At 72.9% G+C, this 17,182-nt stretch carries 18 protein-coding genes; 7 read left to right on the top strand and 11 right to left on the bottom strand.

What is annotated here, in order from left to right; all coding sequences use genetic code 11:
- Positions 1 to 18: 18 nt before the first annotated feature.
- From ACLQ2U_RS17220 to ACLQ2U_RS17210, 3 genes are read right to left on the bottom strand one after another with little or no spacing between them, the layout of a single operon-like run.
- Entirely contained in the window at positions 19 to 1,971 is a 1,953-nt protein-coding gene (locus tag ACLQ2U_RS17220; protein ID WP_425751679.1) for a vWA domain-containing protein, read from the bottom strand.
- A 2-nt stretch (positions 1,972 to 1,973) separates the two neighbouring features.
- Positions 1,974 to 3,437: a magnesium chelatase gene (locus ACLQ2U_RS17215; protein ID WP_425751678.1), complete on the bottom strand. Its 1,464-nt coding sequence runs from the start codon at positions 3,435 to 3,437 to the stop codon at positions 1,974 to 1,976.
- Positions 3,438 to 3,475: 38 nt separating this feature from the next.
- Positions 3,476 to 4,537, bottom strand: a complete 1,062-nt coding sequence (locus ACLQ2U_RS17210) for a hypothetical protein (protein ID WP_425751677.1) — start codon at positions 4,535 to 4,537, stop codon at positions 3,476 to 3,478.
- A gap of 155 nt (positions 4,538 to 4,692) precedes the next feature.
- On the opposite strand from ACLQ2U_RS17210, the gene ACLQ2U_RS17205 reads away from it, so the two are divergent.
- From ACLQ2U_RS17205 to ACLQ2U_RS17195, 3 genes are all read left to right on the top strand, one after another.
- Positions 4,693 to 5,172: a hypothetical protein gene (locus ACLQ2U_RS17205; protein WP_425751676.1), complete on the top strand. Its 480-nt coding sequence runs from the start codon at positions 4,693 to 4,695 to the stop codon at positions 5,170 to 5,172.
- Positions 5,173 to 5,248: 76 nt separating this feature from the next.
- Positions 5,249 to 6,523 carry an MFS transporter gene (locus ACLQ2U_RS17200; protein WP_425751675.1) on the top strand — a complete coding sequence of 425 codons (1,275 nt, stop codon included), beginning with the start codon at positions 5,249 to 5,251 and terminating at the stop codon, positions 6,521 to 6,523.
- Positions 6,520 to 6,984 (top strand): GNAT family N-acetyltransferase, encoded by a 465-nt coding sequence (locus ACLQ2U_RS17195; protein ID WP_425751674.1) that lies wholly within the window; start codon positions 6,520 to 6,522, stop codon positions 6,982 to 6,984. The genes ACLQ2U_RS17200 and ACLQ2U_RS17195 overlap by 4 nt, the downstream gene beginning before the upstream one ends.
- Positions 6,985 to 6,990: 6 nt before the next feature.
- On the opposite strand, the gene ACLQ2U_RS17190 is transcribed toward ACLQ2U_RS17195, so the two are convergent.
- From ACLQ2U_RS17190 to ACLQ2U_RS17165, 6 genes are all read right to left on the bottom strand, one after another.
- Positions 6,991 to 7,641: a response regulator gene (locus ACLQ2U_RS17190; RefSeq protein WP_425751673.1), complete on the bottom strand. Its 651-nt coding sequence runs from the start codon at positions 7,639 to 7,641 to the stop codon at positions 6,991 to 6,993.
- Positions 7,613 to 7,888: a hypothetical protein gene (locus ACLQ2U_RS17185; protein ID WP_425751672.1), complete on the bottom strand. Its 276-nt coding sequence runs from the start codon at positions 7,886 to 7,888 to the stop codon at positions 7,613 to 7,615. Before ACLQ2U_RS17185 ends, ACLQ2U_RS17190 begins: the two co-directional genes overlap by 29 nt.
- 52 nt (positions 7,889 to 7,940) lie before the next feature.
- A complete protein-coding gene (tnpB, locus tag ACLQ2U_RS17180) occupies positions 7,941 to 9,302 on the bottom strand; it encodes an IS607 family element RNA-guided endonuclease TnpB (protein WP_425751671.1) in 1,362 nt (453 codons plus the stop codon).
- Positions 9,299 to 9,712: a hypothetical protein gene (locus ACLQ2U_RS17175; RefSeq protein WP_425751670.1), complete on the bottom strand. Its 414-nt coding sequence runs from the start codon at positions 9,710 to 9,712 to the stop codon at positions 9,299 to 9,301. Before ACLQ2U_RS17175 ends, tnpB begins: the two co-directional genes overlap by 4 nt.
- A 70-nt stretch (positions 9,713 to 9,782) precedes the next feature.
- The gene (locus tag ACLQ2U_RS17170) at positions 9,783 to 10,280 is read right to left on the bottom strand and encodes a hemerythrin domain-containing protein (protein WP_425751669.1); all 498 of its coding nucleotides are present in this window, start codon (positions 10,278 to 10,280) and stop codon (positions 9,783 to 9,785) included.
- 5 nt (positions 10,281 to 10,285) lie between these two features.
- Positions 10,286 to 11,257 carry an aldo/keto reductase gene (locus tag ACLQ2U_RS17165; protein WP_425751668.1) on the bottom strand — a complete coding sequence of 324 codons (972 nt, stop codon included), beginning with the start codon at positions 11,255 to 11,257 and terminating at the stop codon, positions 10,286 to 10,288.
- A 112-nt stretch (positions 11,258 to 11,369) separates the two neighbouring features.
- On the opposite strand from ACLQ2U_RS17165, the gene mgrA reads away from it, so the two are divergent.
- Positions 11,370 to 12,359, top strand: coding sequence for an L-glyceraldehyde 3-phosphate reductase (mgrA, locus tag ACLQ2U_RS17160; RefSeq protein ID WP_425751667.1), 990 nt, complete (start codon positions 11,370 to 11,372; stop codon positions 12,357 to 12,359).
- Between the two features lie 43 nt (positions 12,360 to 12,402).
- Here the strand turns inward: mgrA and ACLQ2U_RS17155 are convergent, their stop codons facing one another.
- Positions 12,403 to 12,606 (bottom strand): hypothetical protein, encoded by a 204-nt coding sequence (locus ACLQ2U_RS17155; protein ID WP_425751666.1) that lies wholly within the window; start codon positions 12,604 to 12,606, stop codon positions 12,403 to 12,405.
- A gap of 99 nt (positions 12,607 to 12,705) precedes the next feature.
- Here ACLQ2U_RS17155 and ACLQ2U_RS17150 point away from each other — a divergent pair, with 99 nt between their 5' ends.
- Entirely contained in the window at positions 12,706 to 14,979 is a 2,274-nt protein-coding gene (locus tag ACLQ2U_RS17150; protein ID WP_425751665.1) for a DUF4153 domain-containing protein, read from the top strand.
- Between the two features lie 702 nt (positions 14,980 to 15,681).
- Here ACLQ2U_RS17150 and ACLQ2U_RS17145 read toward each other — a convergent pair.
- Entirely contained in the window at positions 15,682 to 15,921 is a 240-nt protein-coding gene (locus tag ACLQ2U_RS17145; RefSeq protein ID WP_425751664.1) for a hypothetical protein, read from the bottom strand.
- Positions 15,922 to 16,242: 321 nt separating this feature from the next.
- Between ACLQ2U_RS17145 and msrB the strand changes: the two genes are divergently transcribed.
- Both msrB and msrA read left to right on the top strand, forming a co-directional pair.
- Positions 16,243 to 16,683, top strand: coding sequence for a peptide-methionine (R)-S-oxide reductase MsrB (gene msrB, locus ACLQ2U_RS17140; RefSeq protein WP_425751663.1), 441 nt, complete (start codon positions 16,243 to 16,245; stop codon positions 16,681 to 16,683).
- 23 nt (positions 16,684 to 16,706) lie between these two features.
- A partial coding sequence (gene msrA, locus ACLQ2U_RS17135; RefSeq protein ID WP_425751662.1) for a peptide-methionine (S)-S-oxide reductase MsrA occupies positions 16,707 to 17,182 on the top strand: 476 nt, incomplete at its 3' end.

The raw sequence follows: 17,182 nt of genomic DNA, 5'->3' as shown, positions 1-17,182 counted from the left end.
ATCACCCGGACGGGCGGGTCAGCGGCGGCCGTGGCGGGCCCGGAGGTAGTCGGAGACCACGTACTCGCCGAGGTCGTCGAGGTCGGGGGTGAACATCCGGCCCCGGGAGCGGCGGGCCACCGCGTCGACGAAGCGGCGCAGGCCGGGGTCGTCGCCGAGCATGAACACGTTCAGCGTGGCGCCGTAGCGGGTCAGCTTGTCCACCTCGCGGATGGTCGCCTCGATGGTCTCCGGCAGCGGCGGCCAGTGGAACAGCGCCTCCCCGTCGTCGGGGTCGAGGTGGGCGGTCGGCTCGCCGTCGGTGACCACCAGGACCACCGGCTCGGCGCCCGGGTGCCGGCGCAGGTGCCGGCCGGCAAGCCGCAGCGCGTGCTGCAGGTTGGTGCCCTGCTGCATGTCCGGCTCCACCGCGGCCAGCTCCTGCTGGGTCAGCGGCATCGCCTCCCGGCCGAAGCCGACGATCTGCAGCGCGTCCTGCGGGAACCGGGTCGCCATCAGGTGCGACAGGGCGAGCGCCGTCTGCTTCATCGGCCCCCACCGCCCCTGCGAGATCATCGAGTACGACAGGTCGACGCAGAGCGCCACCGCCGCCGACGCCCGCCGCTCGGTCTCCACCACCTCGAAGTCCTCGACCGCGAGCTGCACCGGCACGGTGGGGCCGGCCCGGCGTACCGCCCGGGTCAGGGTGCGCACCACGTCGAGGGGCTGCTCGTCGCCGTACTCCCACTGCCGGGACGCGCCGCTCACCTCGCCGGCGGCGCCCGCCGAGCGCAGGTCGTGCTGGCCGCGCGGCCCGGCGGTGAGGTCGGCGAAGACCCGCCGCAGCGCGGTGCCGGCGAGCCGGCGCAGCGCCTTCGGGCTCAGCGTCAGCCCGTCGGCGTCCCGGGTCACCCAGCCCTGCCGGCGCAGCTCCCGTTCCAGGTCCCGCAGCCGGCGGACGTCGTCGGCGGCGTCCCGGCCCAGCGTCCGGGCCACCGCGTCGACGTCGACGTCGTCCACGGTGGCGCCGGGATGCTCCTGGTCGAGGGAGTCCAGCAGCTCGTCCAGCTCGGCGATCTCGCCGAGCGCGCCGGTCGCCTCGCCGTAGCCGAGCGGCTGGTCACCGCGGACCCGCTCGCCCCGCTGCCAGTTCAGGTCGGGGCGCAGCGAACGCAGGTGGGCGTCGAGCGCGGACAACTCGCCGGCCAACTGCTCGCCGAGCGACTGGCGCATCAGCCCGGCCAGCTCCTCGCGCTGCCGGTCCGACAGCGACCGCATCAGCCGCTCCCCGGCCGCCGCCCGGCGGGCCAGCACGTCGACCAGCTCGTCGACGGTCTCCGGCCGTTCCGGGAAGAACTCGCCGTGCCGGCGCATGAACTCGGCGAACGCGTCGGTGGTGTCCTCCGACCGGGCGTGCCGGGCCAGCAGGTCGTTGAGGTCGCGCATCATCTCGGCGAGCTGCTGCTGGGCGGCCGGGTCGGCGGCGGCCCGCGCCGCGTCCCGCAGCCCGGCGAAGCGCTGTTCCAGCACCTCGCCGCGCAGCCCGTCGAGGATCCGCTGGTACGTCTGCCGCGCCTCGTCGCTGGCCCAGTCGTAGCCCGCCAGCTCCTGCACCGCGCGGGCGGTGGAGCGGGGCAGGTTGTCCAGCACCGCCTCGGCGAAGCGCGCGTCGTCGTCCGCGCGGCCGCGCAGCTCGTCGCGTTCCGCCGCGAGCGCCTGGTCGAGCAGGGCCTGGGACCGGGTCACCGCCCCGTCCAGGTCGCCCCGGCGCAGCGCCTCCCGGCGCAGCCGGCGGGCCCGGGCGGCCAGGTCCTCCAGGCCGCCCCGCCCCTGTGGGCCACGCCGCAGCAGGTCCCGCAGTGCCTCCCGCAGGCTGCCGCCGGCCAGCACCTCCGCGCCGACGGAGTCCACCGCGGCACGGACGTCGTACGGCGGGGCGAGCGGGTCGGGGCCGCCGCGCCACTGCCCGTACCGGAACCGGTTGCCGGCCACGGTCAGCCCCGGCCGCCGTAAACGGTACGGCCCGACTCGGTGACGTCCTTGCCGAGCCGGCGGGTCAGGTGCAGCCCCTCCAGGACGAACTCGACGCCGGCGGCGGCCTGCTCCGGGGTGGGCGCGTCGCCCAGCCCGAGCCGGTCCAGCGCCTTGGCCAGCCCCGGCACCGTGCCCACCTGGCGCAGCAGCTCGATCGAGGAGACCAGCTCACCGGTCTCGATCACCGCGTCCTCGGCGACCAGCGCGGTGAACCCGGACAGGTCCAACCCGGCCAGCCGGGCCCGGAACGTCTCGGCGGTGGCGGTGCGCAGCAGGTGGGCGAGGATCTCGATCTCCCGCCCCTCCTCGCCGCTCTCGAACTCCACCTTGCCGCGCAGGGTGGAGGTGACGGAGACGGCGTCGCCGACCCGGGCCACGGGCGCTTCGGGGCGTACCCCGTCGGGCGCGGAACCGGCGGCGAGCAGGCCGGCACGGCGCAGCGCGGCGGCGGCGACCGTCTCGGCGGCGGCGATGGCGAACCGGGCGGAGACCCCGGAGCGCGGGTCCACCGACGGCGACTCGCGGACCGCCCGGGCGAACCGGGCGAGAACCTCCAGCACGTGCTCGGGCACCTCGGCGACCAGGTCGGCCTCCTGCCGGATCAACGCCAGCTCCAGGTCGAGATCGACCGGGTAGTGGGTACGGATCTCCGCGCCGAACCGGTCCTTGAGCGGGGTGATGATCCGGCCCCGGTTGGTGTAGTCCTCCGGGTTGGCGCTGGCCACCAGGAACAGGTCCAGCGGCAGCCGCAGCTGGTAGCCGCGGACCTGGATGTCCCGCTCCTCCAGCACGTTGAGCAGCGCCACCTGGATCCGCTCGGCCAGGTCGGGCAGCTCGTTGACCGCGAAGATCCCGCGGTTGGTACGGGGCACGAGTCCGAAGTGGATGGTCTCCGGATCGCCGAGGCTGCGCCCCTGGGCGAGCCGGATCGGGTCGACGTCGCCGATCAGGTCGCCGACGCTGGTGTCCGGGGTGGCCAGCTTCTCGCCGTAGCGCATCGAGCGGTGCAGCCAGCTGATCGTCAGGCCGTCGCCGGCCTCGGCGACCAGCGCCCGGGAGGCCGGGGTGAGCGGGTGCAGCGGATGCTCGTTGAGCGCCGAGCCGGGGATCACCGGCGTCCACTCGTCGAGGAGCGCTGCCAGCGAGCGGATCAGCCGGGTCTTGCCCTGGCCCCGCTCGCCGAGCAGCACCATGTCGTGGCCGGCGAGCAGCGCCCGCTCGACCTCGGGGAGGACGGTGTCGTCGTAGCCGACGATGCCGGGGAAGCGGTCCTCGCCCGAACGCATCCGGGCGAGGAGGTTGTCGCGGAGTTCCTGCTTGACGGTGCGGTACCGGTGCCCGGACGCGCGCAGCTCGCCGAGCGTGCCGGGCAGGTCGGCGGGCGGGACCGGGAGAACCTGGTTGGGCTCAGTCACCCGACCCACGCTAGCTCAGGAATTCGCCCGCCCCCGCCGATCGCTGATCATCCCCGGCCGCAGCGGCGGCAGGCGCCCCGGCGGCGCAGGTGGTAGGCGTAGGTGGCCGCGCCGAGCGCCACCCCACAGAACGGCCAGAGCAGCATCGGCGCGCTGGCCAGGCTGAACCCGCCGGTCAGGTGCCAGAACCCCGGGTTGGTGACCAGGCCCAGGGTGGCCGCGGTCACCGCCAGCGAGACCAGGGCGGCCGGGACCACGGCGAGCGGCACCGGCACCCGGCAACCGGCCAGGCCGACCATCCAGCCCGGGAACCGCTCACCCCAGCGCCGCACCAGCCCGAGGGTGAGGATCGCGCCGACCACGGCGAACGCCCCCAGCCCGGCGCCGGCCCAGACCAGGCCGCTCTCCTGCATCTCCTCGAGGAAGCCGCGGGAGATGCCGAGCGGGATGCCGGCAGCCCAGGCGAACCGGGTGAGCGCGTACAGGGTGGGGACGGCCGCGGCGACGTACGTCGCCCACCGGCCCCACCGGGCCGCCGCGGCCGGGGTGGTCCAGCCGTGGTCGGCGCCGTCCCGGCCGCAGGCGGGGCAGGCCCCGGCGGTACGGCGCTGCCAGCCGAGCACCGCCAGGGCCAGCAGCACGCCGCCCGCCATGGCGGCGGTCTTGACGAACAGCGCCCAGGTGAAGACGTCGGAGTAGTGGACCGGCGGCCAACCGAACGGCGCGCCGAGGACCAGCATCGGCGCGTAGCCGAGGACGATCAGCACCCGGGCATCCGGCACGACCACGGCCAGGACGAACGCCACCGTCCAGCCGTAGCCGAGCAGCAGGGCCCGCAGCGGCCGGGACGGGTGCGCCGACGGTCCGCTCATGGCCAGCGCGGCGACCGCCGCGGTCAGCAGCAGCGCCGCGACGAGCGGCGGCCCGACCGACACCGGGACCAGCCGGAGCAGATTGGCGTCGCCGCCGTCCGGGTCGGCGGCGCCGAACGGGTAGCCGGCGCCAGTGACCGTGGCGACCAGGGCGAGGACGCCCCAGAGGCCGAGCCAGCCGGCGGCGAGCGGCGCGGCCCGCGAGGGGCGGTGGGTGGGAACGATGGTTGTCGTCATGGCTCCAGCCTCGGCCGGCGGGCGCCCCGATCCCTCCCGTGCGGCGGTGAACCCGCTCCCCCGGCCGGGGGACGCTTGGCGGCATGGGCGACCCGCGCCGGGGCCGCGAGGCCGGGCGCGACAGAGACCATCAGTCGTCAATGTAGCGTTGACATGTGACGCCGGAGATGGCTCGGTTGGCCGACGTGGCGGCTGCCCGTCTGCGACTCGACGAGCAGGAGCTGGAACTCATCGACCGCGCGCGCTACGCGGGCGCGACCTGGGCGCAGGTAGCCGCCGCGCTGGGCCTGAGCAGCCGGCAGGCCGCGGAGCAACGCCGGCAACGCCTGGCGGCCGCGCGCAGATCGCGGAGGCAGAACCTCGATCTCCGCTATTCGTCGCGTATCGCGGCGCTGCGGACCGCCGTGGCCGATCTACAGCGGTGGATCGACGCGGACCGACGGTGGGACGGGCGGTTCCGCCGGGCGGCGCTCGTGCGCAGCACGACAGAGGTCGCCCTCGATGCCCCTCCCGGCTCGCTGTACGCGCTGGCGTCGCACATCGCCGCCGATCTGGCCGAGGCGGGACGCGAACGGTTGCCGGCCCCCGTCCAGGCTGTCGCGGCCACCCTGGACACCCTGTCAACGCATCATTGACAGGTGCGACCAGCATTGCCTTGGCGTCACTCAAGATTGAGGATGTGAGTCATCTCCGCTCAACCTTGGGGGGCTCATGCGCCGCAATGCCGGACTGTTCGTGGCGATCTCGCTGGTGTCCGGCTTCGGCAGCAGCGCCATGTCCCTGGTGGCCGGAATCTGGATCCTGGACCTCACCGGTTCCAGCAGCCTCGCGGCGCTCGCCGGGCTCTGCGTGTACACCCCCGTGCTCGCCGGTCCGTGGCTGGGGGGTCTGCTCGACCGGGCGCCCAGGCGCCCCCTGGTCATCGCCGTCAACCTCACGCTGGCCGTCGTCCTGCTGAGCCTCCTGGCGGTACGGGGGCCGGGCGAGACCTGGCTCATCTTCGCCGTCTCGTGCGCCTACGGGGTCAGCTACGTGTTGATCGACGCGGGCGAGACGGCACTGCTGCCGTCCGCGCTGTCACCCGCGGAACTCGGCGATGTCAACGGGTGGCGCTCCAGCGCTCAGGAGGGCATGAAGCTGGTGGCTCCACTCGCCGGCGCGGGCCTATACGCATGGCACGGCGGCCACGCGGTCGCCGTGCTCAGCGCGGCCATGCCGGCCCTGGTCGCCATCCTGTACGCGGCGGTGCGACTGACCCGGACGCCATCCGACCCGCCGCCGGACCGGCAGCGCGGTCTCCGCGCCGGACTTGCCGTCCTGTCCGGGCAACGGACGACGCGCGTCACCGTCGCGCTCGCCGCCGCGTCGATCGCCATGTCCGGCTTCTCGACCGCGGCCGTCTACGCGATCGTCATCACGGAACTGCGCCTACCAGCGACGTTCCTCGGCATCCTGGTCAGCGCCCAGGGTGCCGGGTCTGTCGTCGGCGGCCTGATCGTCGGCCGCCTCATCGCCCGGCGGGGCCCGGTCGCCGTCGCTGTCGCCGGGACAGTGCTGTTCGGCGCCGGCTGCCTAGCGCGCTGCCTGCCCTGGTGGCCGGTCACGATCGCCGCCTCGATGGTCGCGGGCATCGCCCTGCCCTGGACCCTGGTCGCCGCGGTGACCGCGGTGCAGACGCACACGCCGGCGGCGTTGCTCGGCCGGGTCGCCGCGACGGCCAACACCGCGATGTTCGGACCCATCGCCCTGGCGATCCCACTCGGCTCCGCAGCCGTCCACCTCGGCGCCCGCCCGCCGCTCATCGCGGCTGCCGTCATCTGCCTGGGGGCGGTCGTCGCCACGTCCCGCCGCAGATCGACGCGGCGGAACGCCGACCGTCCGGCCAGAAGTCCGTCAACAGGCCGGGAGACACCGGCCCCGGGACACCGGTCAGAACGGCACGGGGTGACCGGCGCACGGACGACCCTCACCGAGCAAGGCCGATGAGCCCCCGCGCGGTACAGCTACGCCCGATCCGACGCCAGGACGCGCCACGACTGGCTGTCCTGTTGGGACAGCTCGGCTACCCGGCCGACACCGCGGCGGTCGACGAGCGTCTCGACTACTGGCTGGAAGATCCGCTGAGCTACCTGATCGGTGCCGACAGCGGTCACCAGCTTGTGGGAGTCGCCGGCATGCACGTCTGCCCACTGCTGGAGGTGACCGGCAGGTCAGGGCGCCTGCTGGCGCTGGTGGTCGACGACCGCTGCCGAGGCCAGGGCGTCGGGCGGTCCCTGGTCACCGCGGTCGAGGAGTTGGCACGGGAGGCAGGCTGTGCCTTGACGGAGGTCACGAGCAGCCGCCGACGGACATCCGCGCACGAGTTCTACCGGCGGTTGGGATATGCGGACACGTGCGGCGCCAAGGCACGCTTCGTCAAGCACCTTCGCGGCGGAGCCGGTTCATAGGCGGGTTCAGCCCGACGGGGTGACGAAGCCCGACTCGTACGCGGCGATCACCGCCTGGGTGCGGTCCCGGACGCCGAGCTTGGCCAGCACGTTGCCGACGTGCGTCTTGACCGTCTCCGTCCCGACCACCAGGTGCGCGGCGATCTCGGTGTTGGACAGGCCGGTGGTCATCAGCCACAGCACCTCCGCCTCCCGCTCGGTGAGCCGGGCGGCCCGCAGCCCGTCCCCGCCCCGCCCGCCGTACGCGCCGGCGAGTTGCCGGATCGCCGCCGGGAACAGCAGCGACTCCCCGTTGGCGACCACCCGGACCGCCTCGACCACCTCGGCGGGACGGGCCCGTTTGAGCAGGAAACCGCTCGCCCCGGCGCGCAGCGCGGCGTAGACGTACTCGTCGTTGGCGAAGGTGGTGATCACCAGGATCCGGGGCGGGTCGGCCGAGGTGGCCAGCAGCTGCCGGGTGGCCTGGATGCCGTCGATGGCCGGCATCCGGACGTCCATCAGCACCACCCGCGGACGCAGCTTCGCCACCAGCGTCGGCACCTCGGCGCCGTCGGCGGCCTCCCCCACCACCCGCAGGTCTGGATGCGCGTCGATGATCGCCCGCAGCCCGACCCGGATCAGCTCGTCGTCATCGACGACCAGCACGTCCGTGGTCATCGCGGCTCCCCCTCGGTGTCGGCAGCTGGACCCGGACCCGCCACCGTCCGTCCGCCGGCCCGGCGGTGATCCGGCCGCCGAGCAGCAGCACCCGTTCCCGCATGCCGTCCAGGCCGCGCCCGCCGCTGGCGGCGCGCAGCCCGGCGACCGGCCCACGTCCGCCGCGCGCCGGCCCGGTCGCGCCGGCGAGGCCGTTGACCAGCTCGATCTCCAGACCGTCCGGGGGTACGTCGACCCGGAGCGTCACCTGACCCAGCCGTACCGGGCGGCGTTGGTCAGCCGTTGCATCTGAGTGCTTGTTAGCGCTCGGGCAGTCCTGCCTTGCGGCGGGACGGTCCCGGTCTTGCCCCGGTAGGGGTGCCGGGTTGACGTTTCGTTGCCACCGGCCCGCCGGGGCGGGTCTTACGGTCGGCTCCACGTCCTGCCACCGGGCCACTCCCGGCGGTGTCAAACTGCGCCGCGAGGGCGGCGAGGTTGCGTGCGGCGTTGACGTCCCGGTCGAGGACGAGGCCGCAGGTGTTGCAGGTGTAGGTGCGCTTGGACAGGGCCAGTTTGGTTTTCGCCGTGCCACAGCCGGAGCAGGTTTTCGAGGACGGATACCAGCGGTCGGCCACAACCAGCCGGCCGCCGTTCCAGGCGGTTTTGTACGCCAACTGTCGGCGTAGTTCGCCGAAGCCGGCGTCGGCGATGCGCCGCGCGAGGCGCCGGTTGCGCAGCATCCCGGCCACGTTCAGGTCCTCGACCACGATCGTGCCGTACTCGCGGGCGAGGCGGGTGGTGAGCTTGTGCAGGCCGTTGCGGCGCAGGTTCGCCACCCGCGCATGTGCCCGGGCGACCTGCCGCCGGGCTCGTTCCCACCGGTTCGACGGCCGCCGTCCGAGGCGCCGGTCCGGGCCCACGCGGCGGGACATGCGCCGGGCGAGGCGGCGCATCCGCCGGCCGGCGGTGTCGAGGTGGCGCGGGTTGGGTTCCATTTTGCCGGTGGACAGCACCGCCAGATGCTTCACGCCGACGTCCACGCCCACCACGGTGTCCGGACGCGCCGGGGTTCGTTCGGCGCGGTCGACCTCGACGCAGAACGCGACATGCCACCGCCCGGCGTCCCTGCGGACGGTCGCGGACAGGATCCGGGCCGTCCCGGCCTCCACCCTGCGGGCGAGCTTACGGGTCGACTCGTGCGTCTTCAGCCGCCCCAACCGGGGCAGGACCACATGCTTGCGGTCCGGCTCCACTCGAATCGCGCCGGTGCTGAACCGGATGCTCGGCGTGGCACGGCGGCGGGACTTGAACCGGGGAAACCCGACCCGCCGACCCACCCGTTTGCCTGTGCGGGAGTCGGACCAGTTCTTGAGCGCGCGGGCAAGGGCGTCCAGGCCGGTGTTGAACGCCTCCTTCGAACACTCGGGCCACCACGGCGCCACCTCCGGCTTCGCCTGATTCCACGCCTTCCGCAACGCCGGCAGGGACCACCCGAGCGTCGGGGTCAACTGCTGCTCCGACACGCCGTAGCTGCGTTCGGCGGCGCGCTGATCCATCACCGCCTTCACCCGCGCCAGCGCCCAATTGTGCGCCACCCTGGCCGCGCCCGCGTGGGCCAGCACCGCCCGTTCCTGCGCGGGAGTCAGATCGAGCGCGAACCGGTACGCCTGAACCGTCCTCACGCCACGACCCCCACGGCAGCAGCATCCCGACCACCAGGCACGAACCCAAGCCAACACCACCCGTACGACACTTTCCCGCAGCCACGGACCGGCGAAGAAGGCCGGGTTTCCCGGTCCACCGGGTGACCGGCCGCTGGCTCCGGCAGGTCGACCGCGAGCAACGCCCGCGCGGCGGCGATCTCCAGGGCGCGGCTGCCGTCCAGGAAGACCGGTGCGGTGGCGATCGCCAACGCCACCGCCAGCAGCGGGAACACCAGCGGCCGGGGCACCTCGCCGCGGGTGAGGATCTGGACGAAGGTCGCGGCCAGCAGCACGTACGGCAGCACCAGCACCCCGCCGAGCAGCAGGAACACGCCGCGTCGCCAGGTGCTGCCGCGGACCAGCGGCGCCAGCACCGCCCGAGGACCCATCCGGCCATTGTCCCGCCGCGTCCCGCCGTCCCGACTCCCCCGCACCGGGGAGATCGCGGGCGGTCCAGCCTCAGCGGTGCTCTTGGACGTACTTCTCCGGGTCCTTGTCCTGGAAGCGCAGGTTACGGCCGTTCTTGTGCTCGCCGTAGAAGGTCAGCCAGCGGGCGCCCAGCTCGGCGCGGAGTTCGACGCTGGCGTGCCGGCGGAAGTCCGGCAGCGCCTCGTCCTCCTCCTCGGCGAGGTGTTCGCTGTTCTCCCGGCGGGCCTTCCCGACGGCCGCCCACCACTCGTCGGAGCCGACCGGGTGCAGCTTGGACTCGGCGACCGCGTCGCGGATCTTGTTGTGGTCACCGATCGCGTCGGTGGTCTCGTCCTCGCCGTCGTCGCCGTGCTTGACCAGGTGCGGGTAGAGGATCGCCTCCTCCGCCTCGGCGTGGATGTCGAGGTGCAGGGCGAGCGCGTCCCAGATCGCCAGCAGTTCGGTCTCGTCGCGGGCGTCGTCGAGCCGGGCGAAGCCGCGCCGGAAGGCGGCGTGGTCGTCGAGGATCAGTGCGGTGATGTCGTCCATGCTGCTCACTTCCTCGCTCGGGCGCGGATCAGCCGGGGCAACGCGGCCAGGCCGGTGACCGGCTGGAACTGCCGGGCGGCGGTGGCCAGCGCCGCGTACTCGTCGTCGGTCAGGTCGATCTCGGCGGCGGCCGCGTTGCGCTCCATCTGCTCCACGCTGGACGCGCCGGGGATGGCCACCACGTTCGGGTAATGCAGCACATACGCCAGGGCGATCTGGCTGGGGGTGGCGTCGTGCGCGTCGGCCACCTCGCGCAGCGTGGCGATCAGCGCGGCGGCGCGTTTCAGGTTCTCCGGCAGGAAGTACGGGTTGGCCCGGCGCACCGCCCCGGTGGGCGGCGGCGTCGACGCGTCGTACCGGCCGGAGAGGAAGCCCTGGGCGAGCGGGCTGTACGCGATGACGATCCGGCCGGCCTGCTCCGCGTACGGGATCAGCTCCTCCTCCGGACCCCGATCGATCATGCTGTAGCGGACCTGGTTGCTCAGCACCCGGCGCCCCAGCGCGGCCTCGGCGAACCGCCAGCGGCGCAGGTTGTAGTTGCTCACCCCGACCTCGCCGACCAGCCCGACGTCCTGCAGGGCGCGCATGCCACGCATGGTGGTGGTGTCGGCGACCACCGGATTGGGCTGGTGCACCTGGTAGAGGTCGATGCTGCCGACGCCGAGCCGGGCCGCCGAGGCGACCGCCCGCTGCTGCACCACCGGGGCGACCGGCAGCACCGGGAAGACCTTGCTGGCCACCACGACCTTTTCCCGCTCGTCGCCGAGCGCCGCGCCGAGGATCCGCTCGCTGCGGCCGAAGCCGTACAGCTCTGCGGTGTCGAAGAGGGTGACGCCGAGGTCGAGCGCGCGCCGGACGATGTCCGCCGCCCGGCGCTCGTAGTCGGGACCGTAACCCCACTCCTTCGAGCCGAACTGCCAGGTGCCGAGGCCGATCTTCGAAATGGGCTTGGGGGTGTCGAGCGTGACGAAACGCATGGCCTCGAAGCTACCCGGGTCGGCGCGACGGCACGCCCGTTCCGACGTCCCGGGCCCACGTGCCCGGTGGACCGGAGGCCGACCACCTGGCGCGGGACTAGGCTCATGATCCGTGACCTACCTCGCCGCGGACGACCGCTACGACCAGATGACCTACCGCCGCAGCGGACGCAGCGGGCTGCGGCTGCCCGCCATCTCGCTCGGGCTGTGGCACAACTTCGGCCCGGACCGGCCCTTCGAGCGGCAGCGGGACATCGTGCGGCGCGCCTTCGACCTCGGCGTCACCCACTTCGACCTGGCCAACAACTACGGCCCGCCGCCCGGTGCCGCGGAGGAGGCCTTCGGCCGGCTGCTCGCCACCGACCTGAAGCCCTACCGGGACGAGCTGGTCGTCTCCAGCAAGGCGGGCTACCTGATGTGGCCCGGCCCGTACGGCGAGTGGGGCTCGCGCAAGTACCTGATCTCCTCGCTGGACCAGTCGCTGCGCCGCCTCGGCCTGGACTACGTGGACATCTTCTACTCGCACCGCTTCGACCCGGACACCCCGCTGGAGGAAACGATGGGTGCGCTGGACGCCATCGTCCGCTCCGGCAGGGCGCTCTACGTCGGCATCTCCAACTACGACTCGGAGCAGACCGCCCGGGCCGCGGCGATCCTGCGCGACCTGGGCACCCCGCTGCTGATCAACCAGCCCTCGTACTCCATGTTGAACCGCTGGACGGAGGACGACGGCCTGCTGGACACCGTCGACGAGGTCGGCGCGGGTTGCATCGCGTACAGCCCGCTCGCCCAGGGCCTGCTCACCGACCGCTACCTCGGCGGCATCCCGGAGGACTCCCGGGTGCGCACCAGCATCTTCCTCGACGAGAGCGCCCTGACCGACGAGAAGCTGGCCGCCATCCGCGGGCTCGGCGCGGTGGCCGAGCGGCGGGGCCAGTCGCTGGCCCAGCTCGCGCTCGCCTGGGCGCTACGCGACCCGCGGATGACCAGCCTGATCATCGGCGCGAGCAGCGTGGCGCAGCTGGAGGGGAACGTCGCCGCCGTGCGCAACCTGGACTTCACGGCCGAGGAACTGGCCGAGATCGACCGGCTGCTCGGCTGAGCCGCCGCCGGGCCGCCGCCGGTCACCCCACGGCGGCCCGGCGTCACCAGATGCGGCGGCGGCCGGCGCGGTGGTTGCGCACCTCGCAGGGCCGGCCCGGGGATACGGTGCCGGCCCGGCGCAGCCGCATCGCGACCATCGCGGCGAGCAGCACGGTGACCGCCGCCGCGCCCACCACCAGTCGGAAGCTGTCGCCGCCGACGTGGGTCACCGACGCCACCGGTACGCCGGCACGCTCGACCGGCACCGCGGTCAACCCGGGTACGGCGGAGGCGGCGGCCGCGGCGCGCCACGGCCGCGGGGCGGCGGGCGGCGGGGGATCGCTCTAGAGTGACCGCACTTTCAAATGACCAAGGAGCGCGCGTTGTCCGAGCCGCCACCGACGCCAGACTCCCCCGGGGACGCCCCACCGCCCGGGACGACCGGCGACCCCCACCCCACCGGCGGGACGCCGTTCCTGCTCGTCATGCCCACCGCCGAGGGCGCACCACCCGGCCTGGTGTGGCCCGGCCGGGAGGGCGAGCCCGCCTGGGCCATCCCCGTCCAGGTCCCGGCCGGCACCCGGGGGTACGCGCTGTTCGTGCCCCTGGTGCCGGCGAACACCGGACCCACCACCCCGACCGCCGCCGCACCGACGACCGGCGGGCCCGCGACGCCGACCGCCGCGGTACCGGCGACCGCTGGCTCGCCGGCCACAGTGGAGCCGGGCCCGCCGACGTCCGGTCCGGCGGTCCCGATGCAGGCCACCGGCGACGTCCCGTCCCGGGTCCCGGGCGACCCCGGGTCCGCACCGGCCGGGACGCCGCCGACCCCGACCGCGAGCGGGACCCTGTCGCCGTCGGCCGCGACCCCGGGTGTCCCGTCACCCCGCGCCGAGGCTCTTCCGGCCGGCACGACGCCGGCCCCCACGGACCCGACCGCCACGACGCCGACCGCCACGGACCCCGCCCCTACGGCGCCGCGCACTCCGGCGGGCACCCCGTCCGGCGCGCTGCCCGGCACCTGGCCTGGACCGGTCCCGCAGGCCCCCGCACCGTTTCCCGGTGCGCGACCGGCACCGCAGTGGGGCGGCCCGCCGGTGGCCTGGACTTCTCCACCACCGGTACCCCGGACGTCGTTCCTCGGCGCGCGCTGGCCGGGACCCGAGCGCGCCACCGGGAGGGCCGTCCCTGCCGCAGTCCTCGCCGGGGCCCTGGGGGTGGCGTTCTTCGTCCCCCTGAGCCGCACCGGCATCGGCTGGTTCCTCGGCTGGCTCACCCTGACCGTCGGGGTGCTCGTCGCCGTCCGGCGGAGCACCGCTGCGCTGCCCCGCACCGATCGGCTGGTCCGGGCCGGCTGGGCGACGGCCGCCCTGGCGCTGCTCTCCGTGCTCACCTTCCGCAACGCCTGGTGGCTGGTGACGTTCTGCGTGCTCGGCGCGCTCGGCTGCGCGGCGCTGGCCATCGTGGGCGGGCGGCTGATCCGCTCGATCCTGTTCAGCATGGTCGCGGCCCCGTTTGCGGCGTTCCGCGGGCTGCCGTGGGTACGCCGGCACGTCACCGCGTCCCCCGACGCGGGGATGGTCCGCCGGGTCACCGGCTCGGTCGTCGCCACCGTCGCGGTGCTGCTGGTCTTCGGCCTCCTCCTCTCCTCGGCCGACGCCGCCTTCTCCCAGGTCCTCGGCGCGATCGTGCCGGAGGTCAGCGTCGGCGCGGTGTTCCGCTGGGTCTTCCTGGCCGCCGTGGGCGGCCTGGTTGCGGTCGCCGCCACCTACACCCTGGCCGCCCCGCCGGACCTGTCGACCGTCGACCGGGACGGCCGGCGTCGGCTGGGCATCCTGGAGTGGGCACCGGCCATCGCCGCGTTGACGGCGCTCTTCGGCGGCTTCGTCGCCGTGCAGTTCACCGTGCTCTTCGGTGGCCAGCGGCACGTCCTGCGCACCGCTGGGCTGAGCTACGCCGAGTACGCGCGCAGCGGCTTCTGGCAGCTGCTCTTCGTCACCCTGCTGACGCTGGCGGTGCTGGGCGGGGTGAGCCGCTGGGCGCGGCGGGAGACGCCGACCGACCGTCTCCTGCTGCGGATCCTGCTCGGGCTGCTGAGCGCGCTCAGCGTGGTGATCGTGGTGTCGGCGTTGTCCCGGATGTACACGTACCAGAAGGCCTACAGCTTCACCGGCGAGCGGATCTTCGTGATGGCCTTCGAGCTGCTGCTCGGCGCCGTCTTCCTGATGATCCTGGTCGCCGGCGTCCGCTGGCGGGGCCGGTGGATCCCGGGGGCCACCGTCGGCCTGGCCGTGGTGATGCTGCTCAGCCTGGCCGTGCTCAACGCCGAGGACTACGCTGCCCGGCGCAACGTCGCCCGGTACGAACAGACCGGCAAGATCGATGCCTGGTATCTGCGGGCGCTCTCCGCCGACGCCACGCCCGCCCTGGCCGGCCTGCCCGACCCGGTCCGCCGCTGCACGCTGAGCTGGGTCGACGACGACCTCGCCGAGCCGGAGCCGTGGTACGCCTGGAACCTCGGCCGGGCCCGGGCGCGTGCCGAACTGAAGCGGCTCGGGCCCGGCGCGACCGGTGGACAGCAGGACTGCAAGGCCGCTGACCGGTACGACCTGCCGAAGAGTCCCCGTACGCCCCGGTGACATGGTCCGACCCGCGCCGCCACGGTCCCGTCCGTGGCGGCGCGGGTCGGGTGACGGGGCTTGCACGCGTGATCCGCGCACCACGAGTCGGTTCCGGGCTCCTGCTCCGACGAGTGCTCGGCACGCGTCAGCTGATGTCCGAGTACGTGATCGTTCGCCCCTGCTCGCTGGTTCGGCTGCTCGGTTGGCTTCTGTCGGGGGCGCTGTTCAGCAACAGCGGTGGGATGATCTGTGGGTGACTCGTCGATACGTCGTCTGGCTCGGGTTGGCGTTCGGGCTACTCGCCGGCTGTTCCGAGCCGCAGTACGCGTTGCCTGATCGGGGCACGGCTGCCGTCCAGGCTGAGGAGGAGCGGCTCGCCTCGCTCCTGCCTGGCGAGTTACTCAGCGGGCGGGGCACGTGCAAGGTCCGACTGCTCGGACGGGAAGGTTCCTCGTCGTTTGCCTGGGCGCGGTGCGAAGGTGTACCAGAGCCGGGGGTTACGTCTGGTGTCTCCATGCCGGTGCGGGTAGACGGCGATCAGGTACGCCGGCCTCTGGACGGGCAGGAGTATGCCGCGAGCGTGAAGCGTATGTTCCCGCGGCAGCTGGCAGATGCGATTCTCGACTCTCCCGACAGGCTGCGCCCTTGAGCTGAGGGAAGCCCCGGCGGTCCTGGGAGCCGCCAGTCCCGCCCCACTGCGCATGGCCCGCGACGAGCCGTTTACTCCTCCAGGCCCTGACGTCCCTCGCGCCACAGTTCGTGTTCCCGAAGCACCCAGGCGAGCAAGTAGAGGCCGAAGGAGATCAGGAAGACGCCAAACGACAGCGTCATTCCGAGGCCCGCGAAGCCGTTCGTCTCAGGACCGGCGGCGAGAAAGAGGACCGCGCCGAGGAAGAGTGAGGTCAACATCAGCGACCGGAAGGCCGGTTGTTCGACGGGGTGCGTGGGCGGGGTTGGCATCGGCGCTCCTTCGCGAGGTGCGCTCATCCTGACGGCTGCCCAATGTGCTTGCAAGGGACTGATCATCGGGCGGCCGGTGCCGGCTCCGTCCTGGCCCTGGTCATGAAGGGTGGAGCCGAGGGGACTCGAACCCCTGACCCCCACACTGGCAAAAGCCGGCGAAGGACCGCCAGCCTCGCCCGGCTGCCTCCTACTGCCGGCAAGCAGCCTTCATCTGAATCGTGGTTAGTTGACCGCAGGCGGGGTACGCACCCGCGACGCGTGTGGGGGCCTGTTGAACCCCGGCCTCTCTTGCCGACGACCTGTCCGAGAGGAACAGCGGTGTCACACGAGTATCGCAAGGACCCCGAGACAGTTTCCCGGCTGTCGCCGGAGCAATATCGAGTTACTCAGGAAGCTGGGACAGAGCCAGCCTTCGACAACGCCTATTGGGACAACAAGGAGCCGGGCATCTACGTCGACGTCGTGTCCGGTGAACCTCTTTTCGCTTCCGTCAACAAGTATGACAGCGGTACCGGCTGGCCGACTTTCACCATGCCGATCGAACCGAAGAACGTGGTCGAAGTCCAAGACTCGAGCCTCGGCGTGATCCGCACCGAGGTCCGGTCGGCACACGGGGACAGCCACCTTGGCCATGTGTTTGACGATGGTCCCGTGGAAACCGGCGGGTTGCGTTACTGCATGAACTCGGCTGCACTTCGGTTCATCCGGCGCGACGACCTTGAGCATGAGGGCTATGGCGAGTACCGCAAGATGTTCTGAGCACCCAAACGGGGAGCAAAGCGATGACCGACACGACTGAGAAGGCGATCCTGGCTGGCGGCTGCTTTTGGGGAATGCAGGACCTCATCCGGAAACGCGCCGGCGTGCTCACCACCAGGGTCGGATACAGCGGCGGGGACGTGCCGAACGCGACTTACCGGAACCATGGTTCCCACGCCGAGGCGATCGAGATCGTCTTCGACCCCGAGAAGCTGTCCTACAGAGAGCTTCTCGAGTTCTTCTTCCAAGTCCACGATCCGACAACGAAGAATCGCCAAGGCGGCGATGTCGGAACCAGCTACCGGTCAGCCATCTTCTACAGCAACGAGCAGCAGCGGCAGGTCGCAGAGGAGACGATCGCCGACGTCGACGCCTCTGGCCTGTGGCCAGGGAAGGTGGTCACCGAGGTCAGCCCTGCTGGGCCCTTCTGGGAGGCCGAGCCTGAACACCAGGACTACCTGGAGCGGTATCCCGCGGGTTACACGTGCCACTACGTCCG

This window comes from Micromonospora sp. DT47, assembly GCF_049844475.1.
Classification (GTDB): domain Bacteria; phylum Actinomycetota; class Actinomycetes; order Mycobacteriales; family Micromonosporaceae; genus Micromonospora.
The sequence above is the reverse complement of the archived record's forward strand: the minus strand, read 5'-3'. Positions and strand labels throughout refer to the sequence as shown.